This is a genomic window from Desertivibrio insolitus, assembly GCF_017355965.1.
GTDB lineage: Bacteria > Actinomycetota > Actinomycetes > Actinomycetales > Microbacteriaceae > JAFIQW01.
On sequence record NZ_JAFIQW010000007.1, the window covers coordinates 14,415 to 39,036 of the forward strand.

Consider the following 24,622-nt stretch of genomic DNA (forward strand, 5'->3'; position numbering starts at 1 on the left):
GACGATGACGCACGGGGCGTTCTCCCCGGCACGAACGGGAGACAGGATGAGCGACGTGACCACGGTGGCGATCGACGGACCGGCCGGCAGCGGCAAGTCGAGCGTGAGCCGCGCCGTCGCGCGCGCCCTCGGCTACGCCTACCTCGACACGGGCGCCGCCTACCGCGCGCTCGCGCTCGCGTGCCTGCAGCAGGGCGTCGACACCGCCGACGCGGCGGCCGCCGCGGAGATGGCCCGCACCGCGGACGTGCGGCTCGGCACCGACCCCGACGACTACTTCGTGCGCGTCGGCGAGACCGACGTCACCGAGGAGATTCGCGAGCCGCGCGTCTCCGCCGTCGTGAGTGCGATCGCCCGCGTGCCCGAGGTGCGCGTCGGCCTGAACGACCGTTTCCGCGACATCGTGGAGGGCACGGCGAAGCCCGGCATCGTGGTCGAGGGTCGCGACATCACGACCGTCGTGCTGCCGGATGCCGACCTGCGCATCCTGCTCACGGCGAGCGAGGAGGCGCGCATCGCCCGCCGGCAGGCGCAGCTCGGCGACGCCTCCGCCGCGGTCGGCGATCAGCTCGTCGCCCGCGACCGCAAGGACCTCGCCGTCGTGGACTTCATGTCCGCGGCGGAGGGTGTGACGACCGTCGATTCGACGGAGCTCGATTTCGGGCAGACGGTCGACGCGATCGTCGAACTGGTGAAGAAGGTGACCGACTGATGGCGGACGAAGAAGAGTACGGCGCGGTCGATCCGGACCTCGCGGAGCGTATCCGGGCGATCGACGAGGACGCCGCCGCGGCCCGGGCCACCGCCCTCCGCGCCGGCCTCGAGGAGTACGACCTCGACGAGGAGGACCGGGCGCTGCTCGAGTCCGCCGGCGAGGACACCGACGGCATCACGTACCTGCCGGCGCTGCCGGTGCTCGCGATCGTCGGCCGCCCGAACGTCGGCAAGAGCGCGCTGGTCAACCGCATCCTCGGCCGCCGCGAGGCCGTCGTCGAGGACGTGCCCGGCGTCACGCGCGACCGCGTCTCGTACCGCGCCGAGTGGAACGACCGGCGCTTCACGCTCGTCGACACCGGCGGATGGGAGCCCGACGCCAAGGGCATCGACGCCTCCGTCGCGGCGCAGGCCGAGGTCGCGGTCGACCTCGCCGACGCCGTGCTCTTCGTCGTCGACGTGAACGTCGGCGCGACCTCCACCGACGAGCGCGTCGTGCGCATGCTTCGCCAGAGCGGCAGGCCGGTCATCCTCGTCGCCAACAAGGTCGACGACGTGCGGCAGGAGGCGGACGCGGCGGCGCTATGGAACCTCGGCCTCGACCAGCCCTGGCCGGTCTCGGCCCTGCACGGCCGCGGTGTGGCCGATCTCCTCGACCACGTGCTCACGATCCTCCCCGAGGTCTCCGCCGTCGCGAAGGAGGAGGTCGGCGGTCCCCGCCGCGTGGCCCTCCTCGGGCGGCCGAACGTCGGCAAGTCGAGCCTGCTCAACAAGGCGGCGGGGGAGGAGCGCGTCGTAGTCAACGAGCTCGCCGGCACGACCCGCGACCCGGTGGACGAGCAGATCGAGCTGGCCGGCAAGGTGTGGCGGTTCGTCGACACCGCCGGCATCCGGCGTCGCGTGCACCTGCAGCAGGGCGCCGACTTCTACGCGTCGCTGCGCACCTCCGCGGCGCTCGAGAAGGCCGAGGTCGCCGTCGTGCTGCTCGACGTCACCCAGCCGATCAGCGAGCAGGACGTGCGCATCATCGACCTCGTGCTCGAGTCGGGCCGCGCGCTCGTGCTGGCGTTCAACAAGTGGGACATGCTCGACGACGACCGCCGCCGCTACCTCGAGCGGGAGGTCGAGCAGGACCTCGCGCACGTCGCGTGGGCGCCCCGCGTCAACATCTCCGCGCGCACCGGCCGCCACCTCGAGAAGCTCGTGCCCGCCCTCGAGACGGCGCTCGCCTCGTGGGACACCCGCATTCCGACCGGCAAGTTCAACGCCCTGCTCGCCGAGCTCACCGCGGAGCACCCGCACCCGGTGCGCGGCGGCAAGCAGCCGCGCATCCTGTTCGGCACGCAGGCCTCGACGCGGCCGCCGACCTTCGTGCTGTTCACGACCGGCTTCCTCGACCCCGGCTACCGCCGCTTCATCACGCGCCGGCTGCGGGAGATCTACGGCTTCGAGGGCACGCCGATCAACGTCAACATGCGCGTGCGCGAGAGGCGTCAGCGCAAGTGAGGGTCACGGCCGTGTGCGTCGTCGCCCGGCTGCGACCGGATCCGGGCGCGGTCGGGATCACGGCGATCGACAAGCGCGCCGTCGACGGGTCGGTGAAGATCGGCCCGTACGGGCTGTACGCCGACGTGCAGGCGTCCCGCAAGCACCACGGCGGCCTCGACAAGGCGGTGTACGTCTACTCCGACGAGGACGCCGCGTTCTGGTCCGCCGAGCTCGGCCGCGATCTGCACCCCGGCTGGTTCGGCGAGAACCTGCGCGTCAGCGGCATCGACCCGAACCAGGCGCGGGTGGGCGACCACTGGCGCATCGGCGACGGGCCGGATGCCGTCGAGCTCGCCGTGACGATGCCGCGCACGCCCTGCGCGACGTTCGCCCGCTGGGTGGGCGGACCGCACGCACGGGGCTGGGTGAAGCGGTTCGCCGAGGAGGGCCGGCTCGGCGCGTACTTCCGCGTCGTGAAGCGCGGCACGGTCACCGCGGGCGACCCTATCCAGGTCACGCCGCTCGCGACCGGCTCGCCCACGATGCTCGAGGTCTTCCGCTCGTGAACCCTCCGGTGCCGACGGGGCCGCGCGACCCGGGGGACGCCTGGGTCGAGCTGCCCGACGGGCGCCGGTTCTGGGGACGGTTCGGCGCGGCCGGGCTGCTGCTCGTGGATCCCGACGACCGCGTGCTGCTGCAGCACCGCGCGGTCTGGAGCCACTTCGGGGGCACGTGGGGACTGCCGGGCGGCGCCCGCCACGAGGGCGAGGACGCCGTGACCGCGGCGGTGCGCGAGTCCGCCGAGGAGGCGGGCATCCCCGAGCACGACGTGCGGGTCGTCGCCGCCTCCGTGCTCGACCTCGAGGCCTGGTCGTACACGACGGTGCTCGCCCGCTCGGCGACGCACTTCGACGCCGAGGCGACGGATGCCGAGAGCATCGAACTCGGCTGGGTGCCGCGCGCCGAGGTGACCGGGTACCCCCTGCATCCGGGGCTCGCCGCGTCGTGGGAGCGGCTCGCCCCCGTCTTCGACGCCGTGCCGACCGTGGTCGTCGACGCCGCGAACGTCGTGGGCTCCCGACCCGACGGCTGGTGGCGCGACCGCACCGGTGCGAACAGCCGCCTCGTCGAGCGGCTCGCCGCCCTCGCCGCCGCGGGCCTTCCGGGCGCGGAACTCGGCCTCGACGTCGATCGGGTCTGGCCCGCGTTCGAGGTCGTCGTGGAGGGGCAGGCACGCGGCATCCGTGCGCCGCACCTGCCCGTCCGATTCGGGGCGCTCACGGTGGTCGACGCGCCGCACGACGGCGACTCGACGATCGCGGAGCGGGCCGCGACGCTCGCGCGGCCGCTCGTCGTCACCGCCGACCGCGGGCTCATCGAGCGCGTTCCGGATGCCGCGGTGCGCGGCCCGTCCTGGCTGCTCGGCCTGCTCGACGCCGTCTAGTCCTTCGCCGCCTCGCGCTCGGCGTGCTGTGCGAGGGCCGGGACCATCGCCGCGAGGAAGCGGGCGACCACCTCGAGCTCCCGGTCGTCGAACTCCGCCATGACCTCGTCGGAGGTCGCCTTGAGCGGACCGAAGTACTCGCGGGCGACCCTCTCGGCCGCCTCCCCGTAGTGCACCAGTACCCGGCGGCGGTCGCGCTCGTCGCGGCGGCGCGCCACGTGGCCCACTCGCTCCAGCCGGTCGATGAGTCCGGTGGCGGCGCCAGAGGTCACGCCGAGCTTCTCGCCGAGCCGGCCAGAGGTGAGGGGCGCGCCCTCGGCATCCGCCTGCATCACGTGCAGCAGCGCCTCGAGGTCGGTCGAGCTGAGGCCGTGGCGGCCGGCGAAGACCTGGGCGACGCGTTGCGACACGGTCGACAGCAGCTGCAGCTCGCGGATGATCTCGCGGGCCGTCTGGTCGCGCTCCGGCATCCGGCCTCCCTTCGCGTTCACAGATTACGCTCCTGCTAATAGTCTTAGTCACTAAGAGACTTAGAGCGGAAGGAATGCGATGCGGGCCATCGAGAGGATCACGGGGCGAGTCGGCGCGTGGGTGGTGCTGATGCTCTCGCTCGTCGTGACCGGCGCGCTGTTCGTGCTGCTGCCGAGCGCCGAGGGCGACGAGTTCCCGCAGACCGGCCTGCCCGCGTCGGCGGAGTCCGCACGGGTCGACGCCCTGCTCGACGAGTTCCCGTCCGCCGACGCGAGCGTCGGGGTCCTGGTCTACTCGCGCGAGGACGGCGGCGAGCTGAGCGACGACGAGCTCACCGCCGTGGGCGAGCGCGCCCGGGCTCTCGCCGGCGAGTCGATCGCGCCGCCGGCGGTCGTGCCGCAGCCGAGCGAGGACGGCACGGCGGCGCTCGTCGTCGTGCCGCTCGACGCGGACGCCGAGATCGACGTCACCGCCGAGACTCTGCGAGAGCTCGCCTCCGACGACCTGCCCTCCGGACTCGACGCGCGGCTGACCGGCGCGCTCGGCTTCCAGGACGACATCGCGAACGCCTTCGCCGGGGCCGACGTCCGGCTGCTGCTCGTCACGGTGATCGTCGTCGCGGTGCTCCTCATCGTCACCTACCGCAGTCCGGTGCTGTGGATCGTGCCGCTCGCGGTCGTCGGCACGGCCGACGCGCTGGCGGGGCGGGTGGCAGCCCTCGTCGCCGAGTCGGTCGGGGTCACCCTCGACGCCTCCGTCCGCGGCATCCTCTCCGTGCTCGTCTTCGGTGCGGGTACCAACTACGCGCTGCTGCTGGTCGCGCGGTACCGCGAGGAGCTGCTGCACACCGGCGACCGGCACGCCGCGATGGCGAAGGCCCTGCGGAACGCCGGCGTCGCGATCCTCGCCAGTGGCGGCACCGTCGTGCTGAGCCTCGCGACGCTGCTGTTCGCATCGCTCGCCGGCAACCGGGCGCTCGGCCTCGCCTGCGTCATCGGGATCCTCATCGCGATGGCGTTCGCGCTCGTCACGCTGCCCGCCGCGCTCGTCGTCTGCGGCCGCGGGGTGTTCTGGCCGTTCGTGCCGCGCGTCGGCTCCGCTCCCTCGAAGCCGAGCCTCTGGGCGCGCCTCGGCCGCGGCGTCGTGCGCCGCCCCGTTGCCGTGCTCGTCGCGGGCGTCGTCGGGCTCGGCGCTCTCGCAGCCGGTCTGACGACGTACTCGGTGGGGCTCGCGCAGACCGACCAGTTCCTCGGTGACCCGGAGTCGGTGCAGGCGCAGGAGATCATCGACGAGTCGTTTGGCGCGGGCCTCACCGCGACGACGATCGTGCTCACGCCGGACGCCGCCGTGCAGGACGCCCTCGCGGTCGCGGAGGACACCGAGGGCGTCGAGTCGGTGCGACCGGGGGAGTCCGCCGGCGGCCTGACCCGCCTCGACGTCACCCTCGACGCCGAGCCCGCGAGCGACGACGCCTTCGCGGCGGTGCAGACACTACGGAACGCGTACGGCGCCGAGTCCGGCGAGCTGGGGGAGACTGTCGTCGGCGGCAGCGACGCGACGGACTACGACGTGCAGCAGGCGTCCGAGCGCGACCTCGCACTCATCGCGCCGCTGATCCTCGGCATCGTGCTCGTGATCCTCTTCGCCCTGCTGCGTTCCGTGCTCGCCCCCGTGCTGCTCGTGCTGACCGTTGTCGCGACGTTCCTCGCGAGTCTCGGTGTCTCGAGCCTCGTCTTCACGACGCTGCTCGGCTTCCCCGCACTCGACACCACGGTGACGCTCTTCGCGTTCCTGTTCCTCGTCGCGCTCGGCATCGACTACAACATCTTCCTCACAACGCGTGCCCGCGAGGAGCTCGCGACGCACTCACCGACGGATGCCCTGGTGCGCGCGCTCGCCTCGACGGGCGGCGTCATCACGAGCGCCGGCATCCTCCTCGCCGCGGTCTTCGCGGTGCTCGGCGTGCTGCCGGTCGTCGCGCTGGCCCAGATCGGCACGATCGTCTGCATCGGCGTGCTGCTCGACACGCTCGTCGTGCGCACGCTGATCGTGCCCGCGCTCGCCGCCCTCACCGGTCGAGCCTTCTGGTGGCCGACCCGCTCGCACGAGCAGGTGCCCGGCGTGCCGGAGCAGGAGCGCGACCCCGCCCTGCGCTGACCGCGCCGAGGGCGCGCTGATCGACCTCCCCGAGCGGCTCGAGGTCGGTTCGCGCGCTCTGCGACCGAACGGCGGTGTCACCGGCACCCCTTCGGACCCGCTAAGCTTGTCGAGTTGTCACGGGCGGTGCTCGTGGCCTCGGGCTGTGGCGCAGCTTGGTAGCGCACTTGACTGGGGGTCAAGGGGTCGCAGGTTCAAATCCTGTCAGCCCGACCATATTGAGGTTGTTCGGACCAGAGAAATAGAGGTCCTCTCAAAGGTCGAAAGAGAGTCCCTCGCACAAAAGCGAAGGGCCCTCTTCTTTTGACGGGACTGCTCCTCGGTAACGCGCGATCCGATGGCCAGGACGCAGCGGCATTCTTGCCGAGTTCGGCGCGAATCGCGTCGAGCGACTCCGGCTGGGGATCGATTGGCCGCGACGCCCCGTGCGGCAGGGCCTTGTGGGCGGAGCCGACTACTGATCCGACCAGAAGACACACCGCCCCGAAATGTGACGGACTCCCGGCAACAGTCTCGTCGCTTAGTTCCGGTTGAGTCCGTGGCGCCGGGAGTCCAGCGCTTCCTTGAAGTGGCTCTCCGCGACGTCGATATCGCGCGTAGGCGTTGCCGGGTCGAATACGCGCAGCAGGGAAAAGCGGAAGGTGGACGCGTCGAGGCCTCTCAGCTCGACGTTGCCGCCGTGCCCGTTCGTCGCGTATGCGTTCCAACGCTGCCGCACGCTATCCTCACCGTCCGCTTTGCCGACGTAGTGGCGGCCGTCCCTGGTGTCGGTGATGAGGTAGATACCCACCACGGACGCAAGGGCCGTTCGCCATGAGGCGTAGCGATGCTCGCGCATTACAGCCTGAAGCTGGGCATGGCTAAGAACAAGCCGGTCGAAGCCAGGAAATGGGATTGGCTCGGCGTCCGCAATACCTATGACCGGATAAGTGCCGGCCGCGGTGCCACTCATGCGCCAGGTGCGCGGCGACTTCCACCCGATGACGAGCCGACCGCGAAGGTCCGCCATATGCTCGGACTGCGCGACGTCGAAGGTGCGAAGGATTCCGGTGTTTGCCACCTCGCCGCGGTTCTCCACCACCGACCAGAGTCGCGCCTGGTCGCCCCCCTCCCGAATAAAGACCACCCAGAGCCGCGGCGGATTGAGCGGAAAGCGTCTCGTGTCGGCGGACTGCGTCCGGGTGTACTCGAGGATCTCCGCGTCCGTGGAGTCCGCGTGGATGCCCCGGAGGCCGCTGTCCTCGTGCTCCCGGACGTAGGCGTGACGCATCACGAGCGCGGTAACGGGATCGATGCCTGCGTCGAGGAGGAGCGGGGCGAGGGTCAGGGACATGAATGCCTCATTCCGTAGGCCTGTCAGCCGGGGTGGACGCCGCGGCATTGTCGGTCTCGGGTCGCGCACTTTTGTTCCGATGCCAGGGCAACCTCTCGGCGACCCCTTCGACGAGCTTCTCCGTACCCGCCTTGGCGCCCTCGAAGGTCTTCACGCTGAACTGCCCGACGCTCCTCGCGGTGCGCTCGGTGACCTTCAAGGCATCGTCTCGCGCGTCCCCGGCGGCCTCGCGCCAAGGCTTCGCCTCGATGGCGCTGCGGTCGCCGTCGATACCGAGCTTCCTGTGAAAGACGATCACGTCGTCTGCTATCTCATTGCCGGAGCGCACCACGCGGCCCGCCTTGAGCGGGTGGAGGAGCACCTGCTGGTTCGCGCCCGCCGCGGCCGCGTCCATCCGCGACAGGAGCCGCACGGTGCTCTTCGAGACAAGGTCGCGACGCTTCTCGCGGGCGGCCCGTACTGCCTCGCGGTGGCGGTCTAGATCCTCGAGGCTGGAGTCCAGTACCCGGTCGAGCTCAAGCACCGCCAGGCCGTCTTGAAGTTGAAAGCAGCGTGCGAGCACCGCCAGCCAGTCTTCGACCGTCGCTTCGGCCGTACCGGACAGCTTCGCGAGCTCGCCAACCCGCGACTTCTGCTCCATCTTTTCGGCTAGAACGTCCAGCTGGCGCAGGGCGTAGGCCTGCGTGGTGGCGATGATTTGGGCCGCGCCGTGCATGCTCGACCAGGTCACTTCGGACACGCGGCCGACGTGCTCTCGCTTGAGCATGGCGTCATCAAGGACCATCCCAACGCCGATCATCTCGGCGAGGGCGGAGTCCTTCTGGGCGCGCAGGATGTCGTCGACCTTCTCGTCGATCACTTTGAGGTACTCGGTGATTTCCTCCATGGTCTGCTGCATGGCGAGCTGCGCCATGATTCCCGCCGCGCCGGCGAGCATCGCCGGATTGGTGAGCAGGGAGCCGACCGAATTAGGCTCCACGAACTCCAGAATCTTCGTGACCTTGCCCTTGCTCGTGGTGACGACGGCGCGGCTAACGCCGTCGGACGAGCCCTTCATAGCCTTGCCGAGCTTGAGTGCCTTGGCTGACTCTTCCGTGAGCTTTACCCAGCGGCCCGAGTTCGCGGCGATTTGGGATCCGCCCTGCGCCACGCTCGCGCCTGCGTTCAGGGCGGAGCCAAACCTCTGGTGCAGCTGCAGATCCTTCGACGGAACGCCGGCGGAGGAAAGGAAGCGCTCTACAGCAGCAGCGTCGCCGAATACGGCGAGGCCGTCTCCGTCGCTGATGAGTTCGATCTCGTCGCTCATTGGTCACCCTCCTGGGGTGAAGTGGCCCCATAACTGAAAGTAGTCGAGGCCACAGACAGGGCTGCGAAGGTTGTGTCTCGGATGCCGGGAATCGGAACTGCCAGCACCAATAGGCATGGGCCAATGCTGCGGACGTCTCACCTCGTCCTGCACCGCATCGTCCTCTCGGCGGCAGGGGCTGAACACCGCGCGACGTGGTGTTAACGTCGATCGAAGGATGACCGGCGCTGAGGGAGACACGCATGGCGGAACGTGCTGCGATAGACGCTTCGCCGCCCCGTGAGCAATGGACGGGTCAGGTCGGATTCATCCTGGCCGCCATCGGCTCGGCCGTCGGGCTGGGCAACATCTGGCGTTTCCCCGGCGTGGCCTACGAGAACGGCGGCGGCGCCTTCCTGATCCCCTACCTCGTGGCCCTGCTCACGGCCGGGATCCCGATCCTGTTCCTCGACTACGCCATCGGGCATCGCTTCCGCGGCTCCGCGCCCGCCGCGTTGCGCCGGCTCGGTGGCCGGCGGCTCGAAGCACTCGGCTGGTTCCAGGTCGCTATCGCCTTCGTGATATCGCTCTACTACACCGCCGTCATCGCGTGGGCCCTCAGCTACTTCGTCTTCTCCTTCGACCTGCGCTGGGGCGACGACCCTGGAACCTTCTTCCAGGGCGACTACCTGCAGGTGGGCGCGCCCGGCCTGAGCTTCGAGTTCGTGCCCGGCGTGCTGGTGCCGCTCGCCCTCGTCTGGATCGTCACACTCGCCGTGCTCGCGGCGGGCGTCGCGAAGGGGCTCCAGCGGACGAACGTGATCTTCCTTCCCCTGCTGCTCGTCGCGTTCCTCGTGCTCGTCGTGCGCGCCCTGTTCCTCGAGGGGGCGGATGTCGGGCTCAACGCCCTCTTCACTCCGAACTGGGCGGCCCTCGGCGACCCCAACGTGTGGATAGCCGCATACAGCCAGATCTTCTTCTCGCTCTCGATCGCCTTCGGGATCATGGTCACCTACGCGTCCTACCGGGCACGTCGGTCGAACCTGACGGCTCCCGGGCTCGTCGTCGCGTTCGCCAACTCGTCGTTCGAGATCCTCGCGGGGATCGGCGTGTTCGCGACGCTCGGATTCTTCGCGGTGCAACAGGGCGTCGGCGTCGGCGAGCTCGAGGGCCTGACCGGAGTCGGACTGTCGTTCGTGACCTTCCCGGCGATCGTGTCGCAGATGCCCGGCGGACCGCTCTTCGGCGCGCTGTTCTTCGGCTCGCTCACCCTGGCCGGGTTCACGTCGCTGCTCTCGGTGCTGCAGGTCGTCTCGGCGGGCGTGCAGGAGAAGTTCGGCCTGTCGCGGGTGCAGGCGACGCTCCGCACGGGTATCCCCGCGGCGGTGCTCTCGGTGCTGCTGTTCTCCACGACCACCGGACTGCTGGCCCTCGACGTCGTCGACAACTGGGCGAACAACATCGGGGTGGTGGGCTCCGCCGTGCTGACGACGGTGCTCGTGGTCTGGGTGCTGCGCAAGGGACGCGAACTGCAGTTCCATCTGAACTCGGTGTCGACGTTCAGAGTGGGGCGCACGTGGATCGCGCTCGTCGGCGGGGTCGTGCCCGTGGTGCTGGGATACATGCTCGTCAGCCGCATCGTCGAGCTCGCTGTCAATGGCTACGGCGGGCTGCCCGCGCCGTACCTTGCGTCCTTCGGATGGGGAACCATCGCCCTCGCGGTGGTCGCAGCCCTCGTGCTCACAGCCTTGCCGTGGCGGAACGGACGCTCCGACTTCGTCGCCTGGCCGCCGCTGCCGGTCGCGAACCGACAGCCTTCAGAGAGGGGCGACCGATGACCCCGATCGCGATCGTCTTCCTCCTCCTGTCGATCGTCGTGATCTGGGGAGGGCTCGTCGCGAGCATGCTGTTCCTGGCGAGGCGGCCGAGCCGCGCGGACTACCCCGCGGGCGGCGTCGACGACGCCGACCCGGACGCCCCCGTCATCCGTGACACCTGAGGGCACCAGGGGCTGCCGCGGCGCGGAGGCCGGAGCTACGATGCCCCATGCGCGTGGTGGCTCCAGACGTCCATCAGCTGACCGGGTTTCCCCCGAACCAGATCAACGTCTACCTCGTCGGCGACGTGCTCGTCGATTCCGGCACAGCCTCCGCACGCCGTCGCGTGCTGAGACAACTCGAAGGCGCCACGTTGAGTGCCCACGTGGTGACACACGCTCACCCCGATCATTTCGGTGCCAGTCACGCCATCTGCACGACGCGCGGCATCCCACTGTGGGCCGGAGCCCATGACGTGACGGCGATCGAGACGGGCGCGATGCAGGTTCCGGCGAGTCCGGTGGCGGGCGCACTCTCGCGCATGCCACCCCCGCCAGCGCATCCCGTAGACCGCGCGTTGCGCGAGGGCGACGAGGTCGCAGGCTTCACGGTGCTCGAGGTGCCGGGCCACACCCCTGGACACATCGCCCTGTGGCGGGAGGCGGACCGAGTGCTGCTCTGCGGCGACGTGTTCTTTCACCTCGGAAGGGTCACAAAACCGCCCGACTTCCTCACCCTCGACCCGGAACGTAATCGCCGATCGATGCAGCGTCTACGTGCACTGCGGCCCGACCTCGTGCTCTTCGGGCACGGCGCGCCAGCAAGGCGGCCCGTCACCCATCGGCACCGCTGACGGCTGCGGGGCGACCGGCGCGGACGACGCCGACCCGGACGCCCCCGTCATCCGTGACACCTGACGGTCGTCACTTCATCGGGCCGACGAGTCCGTCGTACTCGAGCGGCAGTTGCGACACGAGGTTCTCCCATCCGCGGTCGCCGACCAGCTCGCGCAGCGTCTGCAGCACCGCCGCCGCGCCCTCCTGGGCCATGCCCTCGTCGACCTCCGCGCGCTCCGCCACGCGGCGGTAGAACTCGTCGACGCCGAACGACTCGGACGCCTCGTCGGCGTTCACGAGACCCGACTGCGCCTCCTTCGGCAGGGACGAGGCGAGGGCGCGTGCCTCCCCGCCGCTGATCCGCTCGCCGAGCGTCGCGAAAGTCGCGTCGGCAAGCGCCTTCGCGCGCTGCCCCGAGCGGTTGCCGCCGGTCCGCGCCGCGACCAGGTCGATGAAGTCGTCGATCTCCATGGGTTCCTCCGTCCGTCCGTGCCGCGCACCGGCGATGCAGCCGAGCGGCACACGTTCAGTGTCGGGCTCGCGCTTGCGAACGCGAGGGGTGGCGCGACGTGGCGGAAAGGCGTAGGAAGCCGTCGCCTCGTTCTCAGGAACCGGTCATAGCGTGCGAATCACGAGCGCTTGATCGTGTCGACGCCGGCCGTGGCCGCGCCGCCGACATCGACGACGACGAGCTGCCGAGGTCTCCCGCTCGCGTTGCAAACGCAGTCAAAGCGGAGGTCGTCATGACCGAGACCCAGCGAGCAGGCGCGGCGGCGGTACGGCCGACCGGGCGACAGGGGCGGGGCACCAGCGAGTTCACCGAGCTCGCACGTCTGATCCGGGAGCGGGGGCTCCTCCGCCGACGATACGGCTACTACTGGACGAAGCTCGTCGGGGTGCCGGTCGTGCTCGCGGGATCTCTCACCGCCTTCGTGTTGATCGGCGACACCTGGTGGCAACTCGTCACCGCGGCGGTGCTCGCGGTCGTCTTCACCCAGATCGCGTTCCTCGCCCACGACGCCGCGCACCGGCAGATCTTCGTCTCCGGCAAGTGGAACGAGTGGGTCAGCCTCGTGCTGGGCGACCTGTTCATCGGCATGAGCTACGGCTGGTGGCAGCACAAGCACACCCGGCACCATGCCAACCCCAACAAGGAGGGCGCAGACCCCGACATCGATCTGCCGGTCATCGCGCTCACGCAGGACCAGGCGCGCGGGCTGCGCTCCCCGGTGCTGCGGTGGCTGCGGGCGCACCAGGGGCTGTTCTTCTTCCCCCTGCTCCTGCTCGAGGGACTGTCGCTGCACGCCTCGGGGGTGAGGCGGGTGTTCACCCGCGAGCGGCTGGACCGGCGGTGGGTCGAGCTGGCATTCCTCACCATTCGGCTGGTCGGCTTCGTGGTGCTCGTGTTCCTCGTGCTCTCGCCCGGGCTCGCCTTCGCCTTCCTCGGGGTGCAGCTCGGCGTGTTCGGCCTGTACATGGGACTGTCCTTCGCCCCCAACCACAAGGGGATGGGCATCGTCGGGCGCGACGTGTCGCTGGACTTCCTCCGCCGGCAGGTCATGCTCAGCCGCAACATCCGCGGCAATCGTTTCGTCGACGTGCTGATGGGCGGGCTCAACTACCAGGTCGAACACCACCTCTTCCCGTCGATGCCCCGCCCGCACCTGAGGCGCGCGGCCGTGATCATCCAGGACTACTGCCGCGCGCACGGCGTGCCGTACACGCAGGTCGGGCTGTTCGCCTCGTACCTGATCGTCGTCCGCTACGTCAACCGGGTCGGGTTGGGGGAGCGCGACCCGTTCGAGTGCCCACTGCTCGCCGAACGGCAGTACGTCGGCATCGAGGCTGCGTCGGAAGGTTCTTCCGAGGGGAAGCGGAGCGGAGCCTGATCGTCACGCTCCAGCCGGTGGGCGTGTCCCGAGATCGTCGAGGATGGCGCCGGGTGAGAGGCTGTCCTCCGTGACATCCGTCGACCAGGTCGCAGTCCGCCCGGCGAGCGACTCGTGAAGGTGCTCGTCGTCGGCGCCGGCGCCTGGGGGCTGCCCACCGCGGCGCAGCTCGCCCTGCGCGGGCACGACGTCGAGCTCGTCGACCGCTGCGGTCCCGGCAACCCGCGCTCCTCGTCATCCGGTCCGACCCGCATCTGGCGCCTGACGCACGCCGACGAGGTGCGGGTGCGGATGGCGCAGGTCTCGATCGACGCGATGCGGCGGCTCGAGGAGCGGTCCGGCCGACGGGTCTTCCAGCGGCAGGGCCTCCTCTGGCGCGACCGGTCGTCGCTCGACGCGGTCGTCGCCGCCCTGCAGGCGGTCGGCGTCGCGCACACGCTGGTGGACGCCGCGGACGTCGCCCGGTTCTTCCCCGGTCTCGAGGCCGACGACCGCGCCGCGGTCTGGCAGGAGGACGCCGGCGTCGTGCTCGCCGCGGAGTCGCTCGCCGCGCAGCTGGGCCTCTTCACCGCCGCCGGCGGACGCACCGCGTTCGGCCGCGCCGTGCAGGCGGTGGAGAGCAGGCCGTCGGGCGCGCGCGTGCGATACGCGGACGGCGCGAGCGAGGACTACGACCGTGTGGTGCTCGCTGCCGGCCCGGAGTCCGAGCCCCTGCTCGCGTCGCTGGGGGTGCGGATGCCGCTGCGTCCCCACCTCGAACAGGTCGTCACGGTCGGCGATCGGGAACGCCCCACGCTGACCGATGCGCTGCCCTGCCTCATCGACGGAGCGGACGGCGAGGACCCCGTGCTCTACGCGATGCCGACGCCCGGCTCCGGCTACAAGGCGGGGCTCGACCTGCCGCTGCGGGAGTACCGGCCCGACGACGACGACCGAAGCCCGGACCCGGGCGTCACGGCGGCCGTCACCGAGCGCATCCGGCGCCACCTGCCCTCGCTGCCGCGGGAGGTCGTGCAGACCCAGGTGTGCTCGTGGACCGACTCGCCCGACGGCCGCTTCGTTCTCGACACGGTCGGCGACGTCGTCGTCGCCTGCGGGGACTCCGGCGAGGGCTTCAAGTTCTCCGCGCTGATGGGCGAGGTGCTCGCCGACCTGGCCGAGCACCGCGAGCCCGAGCCCGACGTCAGCTCGTTCGGCCTCGGCCGGTTCGCCGACCGCGTCGAGTGGCGCACGCACTCCCTCACTCTTGGCTGACCGGACGCGCACCGTCGGGGGATGGTGCGGCGGCGGGAACCGTGTTCGGATTGTGGGCAGCACCGTCGTCGAAGGAGTCGCCGTGGCCGGCCCTAAGCCCGTCGCCCCTGCCGACGTGCGCGCTCGACCGACCGCCACGACGACCCGGCGGTGGGTGGTGCAGCATCGGCGCGGGGCGGGAGGAGCGGCGGTGCTGATCGCCGCGGTGTTCGCCGGCGCACTCGCCCAGGGCCCGTCCGACTCCGCCGCGGAGGAGCCGCCCGCGCTCCTCGTGCCGTTCACCTACAGCGCCCCGAGCGGTGCCAGGTGCACGACCGTGGTCAGGGCCGGCCCGGAGGCCGACCGGAGCGCCGCCGCGGTCGTCGCCATGATCCTGCGGGACCTCGACGTGGCGCGCGTCGAGGCGGAGGCGCTCGCGCGCGTCGCCCGGATGTCGGGGGAGAGGGTGTGGGAGGCGGGCGTCGGCAACGACGTGCGCGCGCTCGACTTCCGCTTCCACATCGGCGTGCGCGAGGTCGTGCGCTCGCGCCTCGACGAGCAGCTCGCGCGTTTCGGGTATCCCGGCTGGGCGAGCCCGCTGCGCGACCTCAGCGCGCGGACGGAGTGCCGGGACGAGGCGCCGGAACCCTGAGCCCGGGGCGCGTCCACCCCGTGGTGCGCGGGCCGGCCAGCGCACCACAATGTGCGCATGACCCCGCCGGACCCGCCGTCGCCCGAGCCCTCGGCGGCGCTGCGGGCGCAGCTGCTCGCGACGGAGCACTGGAGCCTGCTCGCGACGCGGTCGACGACGCAGAGCGAGGTGCTCGTGCGGATCGGGATGCTGCTGACGTTCGTCTCCGCCGTGCTCGTCAGTCTCGCGCTCGTCGGGCAGGCAACCGGGTTCGACGGGAACTTCCGGCTCGTCGCGGTCGTGCTGCTCGCGATCGCGAGCGTGATCGGGGTGCTGACCCAGGTGCGGGTGCAGAACGTCGCGATGGAGGACCTCGCGCTCGTGCTCGCCATGAACCGGCTGCGCGCCGCCTACGCGGAGCTGGTGCCGGGCCTCGAGCGGGACTTCCTGGCATCCACCCACGACGACCTCGCCGGCGTCTCGCGCACGTACTACTTCCTCGGCCCGCCGCGCGATCTCAGCCAGGTGCTCGGCAGCAGCATGGTCTTCGTCACGGTCGTCGTCGCCACGCTCGTGGGGCTGCTGACCGCGTCGATCGTGCTCGTGCTGGGCGGCGCGACGGCGCTCGCCGTGGCCCTCGCGCTGGTCGTCGGCCTGGCGGCGATCGCACTGAGCGTGGGCAGCGGTTACCGCGCGTTCTCGTCGTTCTGGCGCGGCTGGCAGCCCCGCAACCCGACGCCCGGGGAGTGATGCGGGCCGGAGGCGACGGAGGCGGCGGATGACTCCGCCGCCCGCCGCCACGGCCCGCCTACTTCGCCGCGCCGTCGCCGTTCGACGAGACGACGGCGCGCCCGGCCGCGGCACCGGCGGCCGTGCCGGAGACCGCGCCGTTCACGAGCGTGCGGAGGCTGACGCCCGTGGCGCCCTCGAGCAGCGAGTCGACCTCGGCGAAGCCCTTGACGACCTGCTTCGGCAGCGCGCCGGCGCCGTCGGTCGAGAGCACCGTGAGGGTGTCGATGTTGGACATCGGCGCGGCCAGTTCCCGGGCGAGGGCGGGAAGGGTCTCGATGAGCTTGACCTGAATGAGCTGCTCCGACTGCTCGGAGAGTGCGGCCGCCTGCGCCTTGGTCGCCTCCGCCTCGGCGAGACCGCGGGCGCGGATGGCGTCGGCCTCGGCCGCGCCCTCGGCCCGGATCGCCTCGGCCGTGATCTTGCGCGCGTCGGCCGCCGCCTCGGCGCGCTGCCGCTCGGCGGCCGCGGCAGCCTCCGCCTCGACCCGCGTCTGGTACGCGTTCGCATCGGCGACGGCGTTCACCTCGGACGCGAGTTCGGCCGCGCGCAGCTCGGCCCGCTTCTGAGCCGTGAGCTGCTGCTCGGCGACGACCGCCTGCTGGGCCTTCGCCTCGGCGAGCGGACGGGCGGCGGACGCCTCGGCGACCGCGCGATCGGTCTCGAGCTGCAGGGCCGCGCGGCGCAGCGCGAGCGTGTTCTCCGCCTCGGCGACGGCCTGCTCCGCGGCGACCGCGGCCTCGCGCGAGCGGCGCGTCGCCTCGGTCTCGGCGACCTCGGCCGCGAGCCGCACCTTCGCCTGTTCGGCGCGGCCGAGGTCGCGGATGTACTGGTTCTTGTCGGAGATGCCCTTGATCTCGAACGAGTCGACATCGAGCCCCTGGTTGGCGAGCGCCTCCTTGGCGACGTCGAGGACGGCGGTGGTGAGGTCGTCGCGCTTGCGGATGATCGTGGCGACGTCGGTCGCACCGATCGACGCGCGAAGCGAGCCCGAGAGCACCTCCCGGGCGAACTCGTCGATGTTCTTCTCCTGGCCGAGGAAGCGCTGGGCCGCGGCGCGGATCGACTCGTCGCGGTCGCCGACCTTGACGAGGGCGACGGCCTCGATGTCGATCGTCACACCGTTCGTGTCCTGCGAGGTCGTCTGGATCTCGATCGCCCGCGAGGTCAGCGAGAGCTTCGCCGCCTTCTGGAAGAACGGGGTGAGGAAGACCCCGGAGCCGTGCACGACCTTGATGCCGGACTCCTCCTGCACGGAGCCGTCCGCGGCGGTGGTGCGCTTGGGTCGACGGCCGGTGATGATGAGCGCCTCGTCGGGGCCCGCGTTCTTGTAGACGCTGCGGGCGTAGATGAGCACGATCAGCAGGACGGCGACGACCGCCACGACGATCCCGAGGACTCCTCCGAGACCGGAGAGGAGTTCAAACATCGAGGGTCCTTTCGAAGGCACGCGGCTGCCGCGCGACGCTGAGTGGTTGCCCGGAAGCTATCGCAGCCGGGTGGCCGCCCATTTCATCTGACCGGCGCTTTGCCGAAAGAGTACCTGGGAGGTCAACCCCGCGAGCACGGAGGATTGCGCTGCTCTGATCGGAGGATGTCCCGTTTCCTTCCGACGCCGCCCACCGACCGGTGGGGCCGTGCTCTCGCAGCAATGGGGGTGGCGGCGACCGGGGTCGCCGCGGGAGCGCTCGTCGCGGGGCGGAGCGGACTCGCCGGCTACCTGAAGGGCGCGCGAACGCTCGGCTCGAGCTGGTCGACGGTCCCCGGGATCGCGGGAGCCGCGCCGCTCCGGGTGCATGCGCGCTTCTCCGCGCGCCGGGACTCGGACCAGCCCTCCCTCGTGCTCGTCCCGGGATACGCGATCGGCGGGTCCTACCTGATGCCGCTCGCGGGGACCCTCGCCGGAAGCGCGCCTGTCTACGTCGTCGACCTGCCCGGCCATGGGGAGAGCGACCACGACGCCCGTCCGCTCGCCATCCCGGAACTCGCCGAGGCGCTCGCCGCCTGGCTCACCGCGAACGGGCTGCTCCACGTCGTGCTCGTCGCGCACTCGAACGGATGCCAGATCGCGGCCGAGGTCTCGCAGCGGCATCCGGACCTCGTCGCTGGTCTCGTGCTCATCGGCCCGACGTCGGACCCGACGGCCCGCACACCGCGACGTCAGCTGTTCCGCGGGGCGCTCGCCTCGCTGCTCGACCGGCCGAGCTACCTCTTCTGGGGCGCCGTCGACTACCCGCGAGCGGGCCGCCCGGTGCTGCGGAAGGAGTTGCGCGACATGGTCGGCCACCGGATCGAGGACGTGCTGCCCGCGCTGACGATCCCCGTCCGCGTCATCCGAGGCGGGCTGGACCTGCTCGTGCCGCGCGACTGGGCGGCCGCGGTGGCCGCCGCCGCGGGCGCGCCGCCGCCCGTCGACGTGGGCTGGTGGGGGCACGCGGTGCACTACGACAGCGCGCCCCGGGTCGCCGACGCCGTGCTCGAGCTCGCCTCGACCGCCCTCACGACCCCGCCGCGGCAGCCCGCCGTCGCCCGGGTCGACGCCTAGCGCCCGGGACGGCGCGCGCGCGACCGCCGGATGCCGCGGAGCCAGGCCCAGGCGGTGCCCGCGACCACGGCGACGACGAGCGCGCTGCCGCTGAGGGTGCGCGTGCGGGTGAGTCCCGAGACCTCATTTGGCGACCCGGCCCCGCCGCCCGACCCCGCGACCCAGACCGCGAAGCCGACGAGAGCGACGGCGAGCGCGACGACCGTCACCGCGAGCAGGATCCGCGACAGCGCGCGCAGATGCTTCACCGTCTCACCAGGGGGAGCCTGTTCGCGACGTACACCGGGTCCTCCTCCTGGTTGCGGCGAACCTACACCCGCCCGGCTGGGAGGCGGCGGTCAGGAGGCGCGGGAGCGGGCGAGCAGGTAGATGAAGTAGGGGGTGCCGATGAGCGCGACGACGATGCCCGCCGGCACCTGGGCCGGGGCGACGACGGTGCGCCCGATGGCATCCGCGAGCCCGAGCAGCAGTGCGCCCAGGGCGACCGCGACCGGGATGCTCCGCGCCGAACGCGCGCCGACGAGCGCCCGCGCCGCGTGGGGCGCGACGAGGCCGACGAAGGCGACGACGCCCACGGCGACGACGCTGAGCGCAGCGAGCACGGCCGCCGCGGCGAGCACGAGGAGCCGGACCCGCTCGAGCGGGACCCCGACGAGGCGCGGGGTGTCCTCGTCGAGGGCGAGCAGGTCGAGCTCCCGGTTCAGGACACCGGCGAGCAGCGCGACGACGACGAGGGCGACCGCGACGGGGAGCACCTGGTCCCAGCCGCGGCCGTAGGTGCTGCCGGAGAGCCAGGTGTAGATGCGTGGCGTGTTCCACGGATCGGAGCGGATGAGCAGGAACGTCGTCAGCGCGGTCGTGCCGTACCAGGTGCCGATGCCGACGAGCACGAGCCGGTCGGCGTGCAGCCCGCCGCGCCAGGTGAGGGCGTAGACGACGGCGAACGCGGCCAGCCCGCCGGCGACCGCGGCGAGGAGCATGGCACCGCCGCCCACCGCACCCGCGAGGGTCACCACCACGACGGCGGCGAGCCCCGCCCCGCCCGTGATGCCGATCAGCCCCGGCTCGGCGAGCGGGTTGCGGGTCGTCGACTGCACGAGGCATCCGGCGAGGGCGATCGCGCCGCCCGCGAGCACGGCGGCGAGCACGCGCGGGGCCCGCTCGTCGAGGGCGGCGGCGATGAGCGGCGGCGCCTGCCCCTGCAGCCAGAGCAGGATGTCCCCGGTGAGCAGCCAGCGGGAGCCGGCGAGCAGCCCGAGCAGCACGACCGAGGCGACCGCCACGAGCGCGACCGCGAGCACGACCCGGAAGCGCCCGCGGCTGCGCGGCCGGGCGGGCGCGGCAGGAGGCTCCCGGGTCGGCCCGGCGTCGCGGGTGCGCCGGGCGAGCGCGACGAGCACGACCGCGCCGGCGATCGTGGTGACGACGCCCGTCGGGATCGCGATGGCCTGCTCGGCGCCGAGCACCAGGCGCACGACGATGTCGGCGACGAGCACGATGAGCGCGCCGAGCAGTCCCGCGGCCGGCAGCAGCACGACATGCCGGAGCAGCGACGGTGCCACCCGGGCGAGCAGTCGCGCGATCACGGGCGCGCACAGCCCGACGAACCCGATCGGCCCCGCGAGGGTGACCGACGTGGCGGTGAGCACGACGGCGAGCACCACCCCGAGCACGCGCGTGCGCCGCACCGGCACCCCGAGCATCCGGGCCGAATCGTCGCCGATGCCGAGGAGGTCGAGGCGGCGGGAGAGCAGCAGGGCCCCGGCCGTCGCGACGGCGACCACCGGCAGGGCGCGTGCGAACGCGTCGATGCCGAGTTGGCTGAGCGAGCCGCTGCCCCAGGAGAACAGCCCGGTCGTCTCCTGCTGGAACAGCACGAGCAGCGCCGACGTGCCCGACTGCAGCGCCAACGCGACCGCGGACCCCGCGAGCACCAGCCGGGTGGTGGAGGTACCGCCGCCCCCGCCCACGAGCAGCACGAGCCCCGCCGCCGCGAGGCCGCCCGCGACGGCGACGGCCCCGGAGGCCCACAGCGGGACCGCGAGCCCGAAAGCCGCGACCGCGGTGACCGCGAAGAACGAGCCGGCCGTGACCGCGAGGGTGTCGGGCGCGGCGAGCGGGTTGCGGGTGATCGACTGCAGCAGGGCTCCGGCGACGCCGAGGGAGGACCCCACCGCGAGACCGGCGGCGAGCCGGGGGAGACGCGACCCGGTGAGGATGTCCCGGGCCGCGTCGGCAGCGGATGACCCGCTACCGGTCAGCAGGCCCGCGAACTCGGCGAGCCCGACGCCGGACGTGCCCTGCAGCAGGTGGGCGAGCGACGCGGCGACGAGCGCGACCGTGAGCACGGCCAGCGCGAGCACGGCGCCGGGCCGGGAGCCCCGGGGGCGCCCGCCGCCGGGCAGGGCCTCCACCGCCGACGGCTCCGCCTCCGGGACCGGGGAGCCGCTGGCATCCGGTCGTGCGGAGCGGGTCGGGGTGCGGTGGTTCGTCACGGTGGAGGTCCTGTCGGAAGAGCGGCTCAGTCGGTCAGCAGGTCGACGTACGCCTCGAGGGTCTGCTGCGCCGAGCGCGGACCGCCGAACGTCCAGATCCCGCCGGGGAAGGCGTGCGCGCGGCCGTCGGCGACCGCCGGCAGCGAGGCCCAGATGTCGTTGCCGGTCAGCTGGTCGACGAAGTCGGTGCCGTCGTCGGTGCCCGTGTAGAAGAACGTCGCGTCGCCCACTGCGGTCATGCCCTCGATGTCGGTCGTGCCGAGTCCGTAGGCCGGGTCGACCTCTCCGGTCCACGCGTTGGTGAGCCCGAGCTCCTCGCCGAGCTCGCCCATCAGCGAGCCCTGCCCGAACGGACGGAGGGCGACGTTGCCGCCCTGCACGTAGCCGTCGAAGTAGACGAACTCCGTCGTCGGCAGGTCGGCGGCGGCGACCGCGGCCTTCGACTCCTCGAGGGTGGCCTCGAACTCCTGCGTGACGACCTCGGCGCGCTCGGCGCGGCCGGTCGCGTCCGCGATCAGCGAGAAGGTGTCGAGCATGTTCTGCACCGGGTCGGCCGCGTCGGCGCCCTTGGTCGCGAGCACCGTGAAGCCCTGCTCCTCGAGCTGGCCGATGATCTCGTCCTCCGGCGTGTATGCCTCGACGATCACGAGGTCGGGGTCGGCCGCGAGCAGCGCGTCGAAGCTGGGCTCGCCGCGGGTGCCGACGTCCTCGACGCCCTCCGGCAGCTCTGCGCCCGTGTTCCACAGCGAGTACCCCTCGGGGTCGGCGACGGCGACGGGCGTGAGGCACAGCGCGAGCACGTCCTCGGTCTGCTGCCACTCGAGCACCGCGACCCGCTCGGCCGGCTGGTCGAGCTCGACGGTGCGGCCGAAGGAGTCCGTGAGGCTCACCGCGCCGGTCGCGGTGGCCGTGCTGTCGTCGGCGCAGTCGCCGGTGGTGTTGGCGGCGGGCGCCGCGGCGTTCTCGGAGGAGGCGGCGGTGGTGCCGCAGGCGGTGAGCAGGAACGGCAGTACGACGGCGGTGCCCAGGGCGGCCGTCAGGGATCGTCTCTTCATTGCTGTCCTCATGGGGATGCGGCGCTCGTGCGAGCGCGGGAGGGACCGCGCGGCCGGTCGGCGGCGCGGTGGTCGGGGGAGGCGGGTCAGACGGGGACGCGTCGGCGGCGGGCCTCGATGCGGAGCAGATCGGTGAGGGGATCGAGGTCGACCTGGATCGGCACGCCGTAGGCGTCGCTGAGGTGCTCGCTCGTCAGCACGTCCTCGGGGCGGCCCGCGGCGCGGACCCTGCCAGCCTGCAGCAGCACGACCTGGTCGGCGACGGCGGCCGCGTGATTGAGGTCGTGCAGCACGACGCCGACCGCGGTGCCGTGCACGTCGGCGAGCTCGCGGACGAGGTCGAGGGTCTCCATCTGGTAGCGGAGGTCGAGGTGGTTGGTCGGCTCGTCGAGCAGCACGACCCCGGTGTCCTGCGCGAGGCAGGTGGCCAGCCAGACGCGCTGCAGTTCGCCGCCGGAGAGCTGGTCGATCGGCCGGTCGTGCATCGCGGCGACACCGGTGAGCTCCATCGCACGTGCGATCGCGCCGCGGTCGGCGTCGCCGAGGGGCGCGAAGCGCCGGCGGTGCGGATGCCGGCCGAACGCGACCACGTCGGCGACCGCGAGGCCCGAGGGGTGGGGCCGGGACTGGGAGAGCAGCGTGACACGGCGCGCGAACTCCCGGGCCGAGAGCGGCGCGGCGTCGACCACGCCCTCGTCGTCGCCGAGGCTGACGCGACCGGAGTGCACGGCCTGCAGGCGGGCGAGCGCACGGAGCACCGTCGACTTGCCGCTGCCGTTCGGGCCGATCAGCGCGGTGACGGCCCGCGGGGGCAGTGCGAGGGAGACACCGTGCACGACGAGGCCCTCGCGGTAGCCGAGAGTGAGGTCCTCGCCCTGCAGGGCCATGGTCGTCGTCACGGATGCAAAGCTTAGCCTTACCTAACCTCTGCTCCGCAAGAGTCGGACCGGTCTTCGCGGGTGAGGGCTTCTCAGATCAGGCTGCGCAGCAGCTCGTCCGGGCTCACTCCGGCCGCGCGCGCCCGTCCCACGAGACGCTCGTACTGCGAGGCATCCAGCTGCAGGGTGAGCTCGTAGGACTGCGGCTCGTCGAAGTCGAAGAGCGTCGCGAGTTCGTCGGGCGCGGGCTCGGGTTCGGCCTCGACCGCGGGCACGGTGACGCGGACGGGGGAGCCGGATGCCGCGCCGAAGCCCGGGCCGGTCGGCACGGCGCTGCCGCGCTGGAACGCCTCGGCGGCGGCGCGGGCGCGCGCGTCGGCCGCCTCGTTGAGCACGTGGCCGGTGTGCCCCTTGACCCACTCGAAGCGGTAGCGGCGGCCGGTGATCGCCTCGTCGATCTCCTTGAGGAGGTCGACGTTGAGCACGGGGGAGCCGTCGCCCTTGCGCCAGCCCTTCCGCTTCCAGCCCGGCATCCACTTGGTCACCGAGTTGATGACGTACTGGCTGTCGCAGAGGATCAGGAGGTCGTCGTCGACGCCGGCGGTCGCCCGGAACAGCTCGAGCACCGCCTTGAGCTCGCCCATGTTGTTCGTGCCGTGCTTCCACCCGCCGGCCGCCCAGCGGTCGTCGTCGATGTACCAGGCCCACCCGGCGGGGCCGGGGTTCTTGAGAGCGGACCCGTCGGCCGCGGCGGTGATCGTCACCGGTACATCGTAGGGACGGGCGGCGACACCCCGGTCAGTCCCGGGCGGCGGGCCGCTGCCGTACCGGCGCGAGCGCGTGCGCGATCACGACGGCGGCGACGGCGCCCGCCGCCATGATCGAGGCGAGCACGACGATCTGGAACCGTCCCGCGTCGAGGGGCGAGAGCCCGCCGAAGATCGCCCCGACGAACGCGCCGGGCAGGGTCACGAGCCCGGTGGTCTTCGTCTGATCGGTGGAGGGGATGAGCGCGGAGTGGACGGCGTGTCGCGCGAGGTCGAGGGTCGCCTGCCGCGGGGTGGCGCCGAGGGCGAGCCAGCCCTCGACCTCGTCCCAGCGCTCGGCGATGCTCTGCTCGAGCCGGCTGCCGACGAGGCCGGCGATCGTCATCGTGTTGCCGATGACGATCCCGCCCATCGCGAGCGCGTAGCGAGGGCTCGGTTCGACCGCTCCGGTCGCGAACACCACGACGAGCGCGACCGTCACGCCCGCGCCCATGCCGGCCGCGACGACGCCGAGGCGGGGCAGGCCGAACCCGATGCGGCGGGTGCTCGTGATCACCGCGACGGAGAACATCACCACGAGGGCGACCGCGACCCACAGCGGATCCGTGAGGACGCCGGCGAGGACGAGGCTGATGGCCGCCAGTTGCAGGGTGCCGCGGAGGACCGCCCCCGCGGGTGCCCAGCGATGCGGGACGCGGTAGAGCGTCAGCGCCACCGTGGTCAGCGCGACGAGCACGGTGATCCCGAGCAGGGCGGGGAGGGACTCGACGATCGCTTCCACTCGCCCGCCTTCCG

Annotated in this window: 24 protein-coding genes and 1 tRNA gene; 14 read left to right on the forward strand and 11 right to left on the reverse strand. The window is 72.0% G+C overall.

All coding sequences use genetic code 11. From position 1 onward, the window contains the following. The first annotated feature begins 46 nt into the window (after window positions 1–46). Genes cmk through JUB10_RS13835 form a run of 4 tightly spaced genes read left to right on the forward strand, consistent with a single transcriptional unit; the run spans window position 47 to window position 3,646 of the window. Entirely contained in the window at window positions 47–712 is a 666-nt protein-coding gene (cmk, locus tag JUB10_RS13820; RefSeq protein WP_207457685.1) for a (d)CMP kinase, read from the forward strand. Further along, window positions 712–2,220: a ribosome biogenesis GTPase Der gene (gene der / locus JUB10_RS13825; RefSeq protein WP_207457687.1), complete on the forward strand. Its 1,509-nt coding sequence runs from the start codon at window positions 712–714 to the stop codon at window positions 2,218–2,220. The genes cmk and der overlap by 1 nt, the downstream gene beginning before the upstream one ends. Continuing rightward, complete coding sequence (locus tag JUB10_RS13830; RefSeq protein WP_207457688.1) at window positions 2,217–2,768, forward strand: MOSC domain-containing protein; 552 nt, start codon at window positions 2,217–2,219, stop codon at window positions 2,766–2,768. The genes der and JUB10_RS13830 overlap by 4 nt, the downstream gene beginning before the upstream one ends. Before the next feature lie 8 nt (window positions 2,769–2,776). After that, window positions 2,777–3,646, forward strand: a complete 870-nt coding sequence (locus JUB10_RS13835) for an NUDIX hydrolase (RefSeq protein WP_307859240.1) — start codon at window positions 2,777–2,779, stop codon at window positions 3,644–3,646. Here the strand turns inward: JUB10_RS13835 and JUB10_RS13840 are convergent. Next, window positions 3,643–4,137: a MarR family winged helix-turn-helix transcriptional regulator gene (locus tag JUB10_RS13840; protein ID WP_207457690.1), complete on the reverse strand. Its 495-nt coding sequence runs from the start codon at window positions 4,135–4,137 to the stop codon at window positions 3,643–3,645. The genes JUB10_RS13835 and JUB10_RS13840 overlap by 4 nt on opposite strands. A gap of 58 nt (window positions 4,138–4,195) precedes the next feature. On the opposite strand from JUB10_RS13840, the gene JUB10_RS13845 reads away from it, so the two are divergent. Together JUB10_RS13845 and JUB10_RS13850 are read left to right on the forward strand one after the other, a co-directional pair. After that, complete coding sequence (locus JUB10_RS13845) at window positions 4,196–6,274, forward strand: MMPL family transporter (RefSeq protein WP_207457691.1); 2,079 nt, start codon at window positions 4,196–4,198, stop codon at window positions 6,272–6,274. 139 nt (window positions 6,275–6,413) lie between these two features. Continuing rightward, window positions 6,414–6,490 (forward strand) — tRNA-Pro (locus JUB10_RS13850). A 304-nt stretch (window positions 6,491–6,794) separates the two neighbouring features. Here JUB10_RS13850 and JUB10_RS13855 read toward each other — a convergent pair. Together JUB10_RS13855 and JUB10_RS13860 are read right to left on the reverse strand one after the other, a co-directional pair. Further along, on the reverse strand, window positions 6,795–7,607 hold the full coding sequence (locus tag JUB10_RS13855; RefSeq protein WP_207457692.1) for a GIY-YIG nuclease family protein: 813 nt from the start codon (window positions 7,605–7,607) through the stop codon (window positions 6,795–6,797). Window positions 7,608–7,614: 7 nt separating this feature from the next. Next, the gene (locus JUB10_RS13860) at window positions 7,615–8,913 is read right to left on the reverse strand and encodes a Clp protease/crotonase-like domain-containing protein (protein ID WP_207457693.1); all 1,299 of its coding nucleotides are present in this window, start codon (window positions 8,911–8,913) and stop codon (window positions 7,615–7,617) included. Between the two features lie 242 nt (window positions 8,914–9,155). Here JUB10_RS13860 and JUB10_RS13865 point away from each other — a divergent pair, with 242 nt between their 5' ends. The 3 genes from JUB10_RS13865 to JUB10_RS13875 are packed head-to-tail and all read left to right on the forward strand — an operon-like array spanning window position 9,156 to window position 11,562. Then, complete coding sequence (locus tag JUB10_RS13865; RefSeq protein ID WP_207457694.1) at window positions 9,156–10,730, forward strand: sodium-dependent transporter; 1,575 nt, start codon at window positions 9,156–9,158, stop codon at window positions 10,728–10,730. Continuing rightward, window positions 10,727–10,891: a methionine/alanine import family NSS transporter small subunit gene (locus tag JUB10_RS13870; RefSeq protein ID WP_207457696.1), complete on the forward strand. Its 165-nt coding sequence runs from the start codon at window positions 10,727–10,729 to the stop codon at window positions 10,889–10,891. The genes JUB10_RS13865 and JUB10_RS13870 overlap by 4 nt, the downstream gene beginning before the upstream one ends. Before the next feature lie 47 nt (window positions 10,892–10,938). Next, window positions 10,939–11,562 carry an MBL fold metallo-hydrolase gene (locus JUB10_RS13875; RefSeq protein ID WP_207457698.1) on the forward strand — a complete coding sequence of 208 codons (624 nt, stop codon included), beginning with the start codon at window positions 10,939–10,941 and terminating at the stop codon, window positions 11,560–11,562. A 70-nt stretch (window positions 11,563–11,632) separates the two neighbouring features. On the opposite strand, the gene JUB10_RS13880 is transcribed toward JUB10_RS13875, so the two are convergent. Beyond that, window positions 11,633–12,016 carry a DUF2267 domain-containing protein gene (locus JUB10_RS13880; RefSeq protein ID WP_207457700.1) on the reverse strand — a complete coding sequence of 128 codons (384 nt, stop codon included), beginning with the start codon at window positions 12,014–12,016 and terminating at the stop codon, window positions 11,633–11,635. A gap of 272 nt (window positions 12,017–12,288) precedes the next feature. Here JUB10_RS13880 and JUB10_RS13885 point away from each other — a divergent pair, with 272 nt between their 5' ends. The 4 genes from JUB10_RS13885 (at window position 12,289) to JUB10_RS13900 (ending at window position 16,048) form a co-directional block, all read left to right on the forward strand. After that, entirely contained in the window at window positions 12,289–13,434 is a 1,146-nt protein-coding gene (locus tag JUB10_RS13885) for a fatty acid desaturase family protein (RefSeq protein ID WP_207457702.1), read from the forward strand. A 114-nt stretch (window positions 13,435–13,548) separates the two neighbouring features. Continuing rightward, complete coding sequence (locus JUB10_RS13890) at window positions 13,549–14,688, forward strand: NAD(P)/FAD-dependent oxidoreductase (protein ID WP_207457704.1); 1,140 nt, start codon at window positions 13,549–13,551, stop codon at window positions 14,686–14,688. 82 nt (window positions 14,689–14,770) lie between these two features. Beyond that, the gene (locus tag JUB10_RS13895) at window positions 14,771–15,319 is read left to right on the forward strand and encodes a hypothetical protein (protein ID WP_207457705.1); all 549 of its coding nucleotides are present in this window, start codon (window positions 14,771–14,773) and stop codon (window positions 15,317–15,319) included. 57 nt (window positions 15,320–15,376) lie between these two features. Beyond that, on the forward strand, window positions 15,377–16,048 hold the full coding sequence (locus JUB10_RS13900; protein WP_207457707.1) for a hypothetical protein: 672 nt from the start codon (window positions 15,377–15,379) through the stop codon (window positions 16,046–16,048). A gap of 58 nt (window positions 16,049–16,106) precedes the next feature. Here the strand turns inward: JUB10_RS13900 and JUB10_RS13905 are convergent, their stop codons facing one another. Beyond that, entirely contained in the window at window positions 16,107–17,516 is a 1,410-nt protein-coding gene (locus tag JUB10_RS13905) for an SPFH domain-containing protein (protein ID WP_207457709.1), read from the reverse strand. 165 nt (window positions 17,517–17,681) lie between these two features. Here JUB10_RS13905 and JUB10_RS13910 point away from each other — a divergent pair, with 165 nt between their 5' ends. After that, window positions 17,682–18,632, forward strand: coding sequence for an alpha/beta fold hydrolase (locus JUB10_RS13910; RefSeq protein ID WP_207457711.1), 951 nt, complete (start codon window positions 17,682–17,684; stop codon window positions 18,630–18,632). Here JUB10_RS13910 and JUB10_RS13915 read toward each other — a convergent pair. The 6 genes from JUB10_RS13915 to JUB10_RS13940 all read right to left on the reverse strand — a co-directional run bounded on the left by JUB10_RS13915 (window position 18,629) and on the right by JUB10_RS13940 (window position 24,608). After that, entirely contained in the window at window positions 18,629–18,880 is a 252-nt protein-coding gene (locus JUB10_RS13915) for a hypothetical protein (protein WP_207457713.1), read from the reverse strand. The two genes, JUB10_RS13910 and JUB10_RS13915, sit on opposite strands and share 4 nt — an antisense overlap. Before the next feature lie 90 nt (window positions 18,881–18,970). Beyond that, window positions 18,971–21,127, reverse strand: a complete 2,157-nt coding sequence (locus JUB10_RS13920; RefSeq protein WP_307859241.1) for an iron ABC transporter permease — start codon at window positions 21,125–21,127, stop codon at window positions 18,971–18,973. 26 nt (window positions 21,128–21,153) lie between these two features. Continuing rightward, window positions 21,154–22,182 (reverse strand): ABC transporter substrate-binding protein, encoded by a 1,029-nt coding sequence (locus JUB10_RS13925; protein WP_207457715.1) that lies wholly within the window; start codon window positions 22,180–22,182, stop codon window positions 21,154–21,156. Window positions 22,183–22,268: 86 nt separating this feature from the next. After that, complete coding sequence (locus JUB10_RS13930) at window positions 22,269–23,081, reverse strand: ABC transporter ATP-binding protein (protein WP_374191707.1); 813 nt, start codon at window positions 23,079–23,081, stop codon at window positions 22,269–22,271. A gap of 71 nt (window positions 23,082–23,152) precedes the next feature. After that, complete coding sequence (locus JUB10_RS13935; RefSeq protein WP_207457717.1) at window positions 23,153–23,824, reverse strand: RNase H family protein; 672 nt, start codon at window positions 23,822–23,824, stop codon at window positions 23,153–23,155. 34 nt (window positions 23,825–23,858) lie between these two features. Further along, the gene (locus tag JUB10_RS13940) at window positions 23,859–24,608 is read right to left on the reverse strand and encodes an ABC transporter permease (RefSeq protein ID WP_207457718.1); all 750 of its coding nucleotides are present in this window, start codon (window positions 24,606–24,608) and stop codon (window positions 23,859–23,861) included. Window positions 24,609–24,622: the final 14 nt, after the last annotated feature.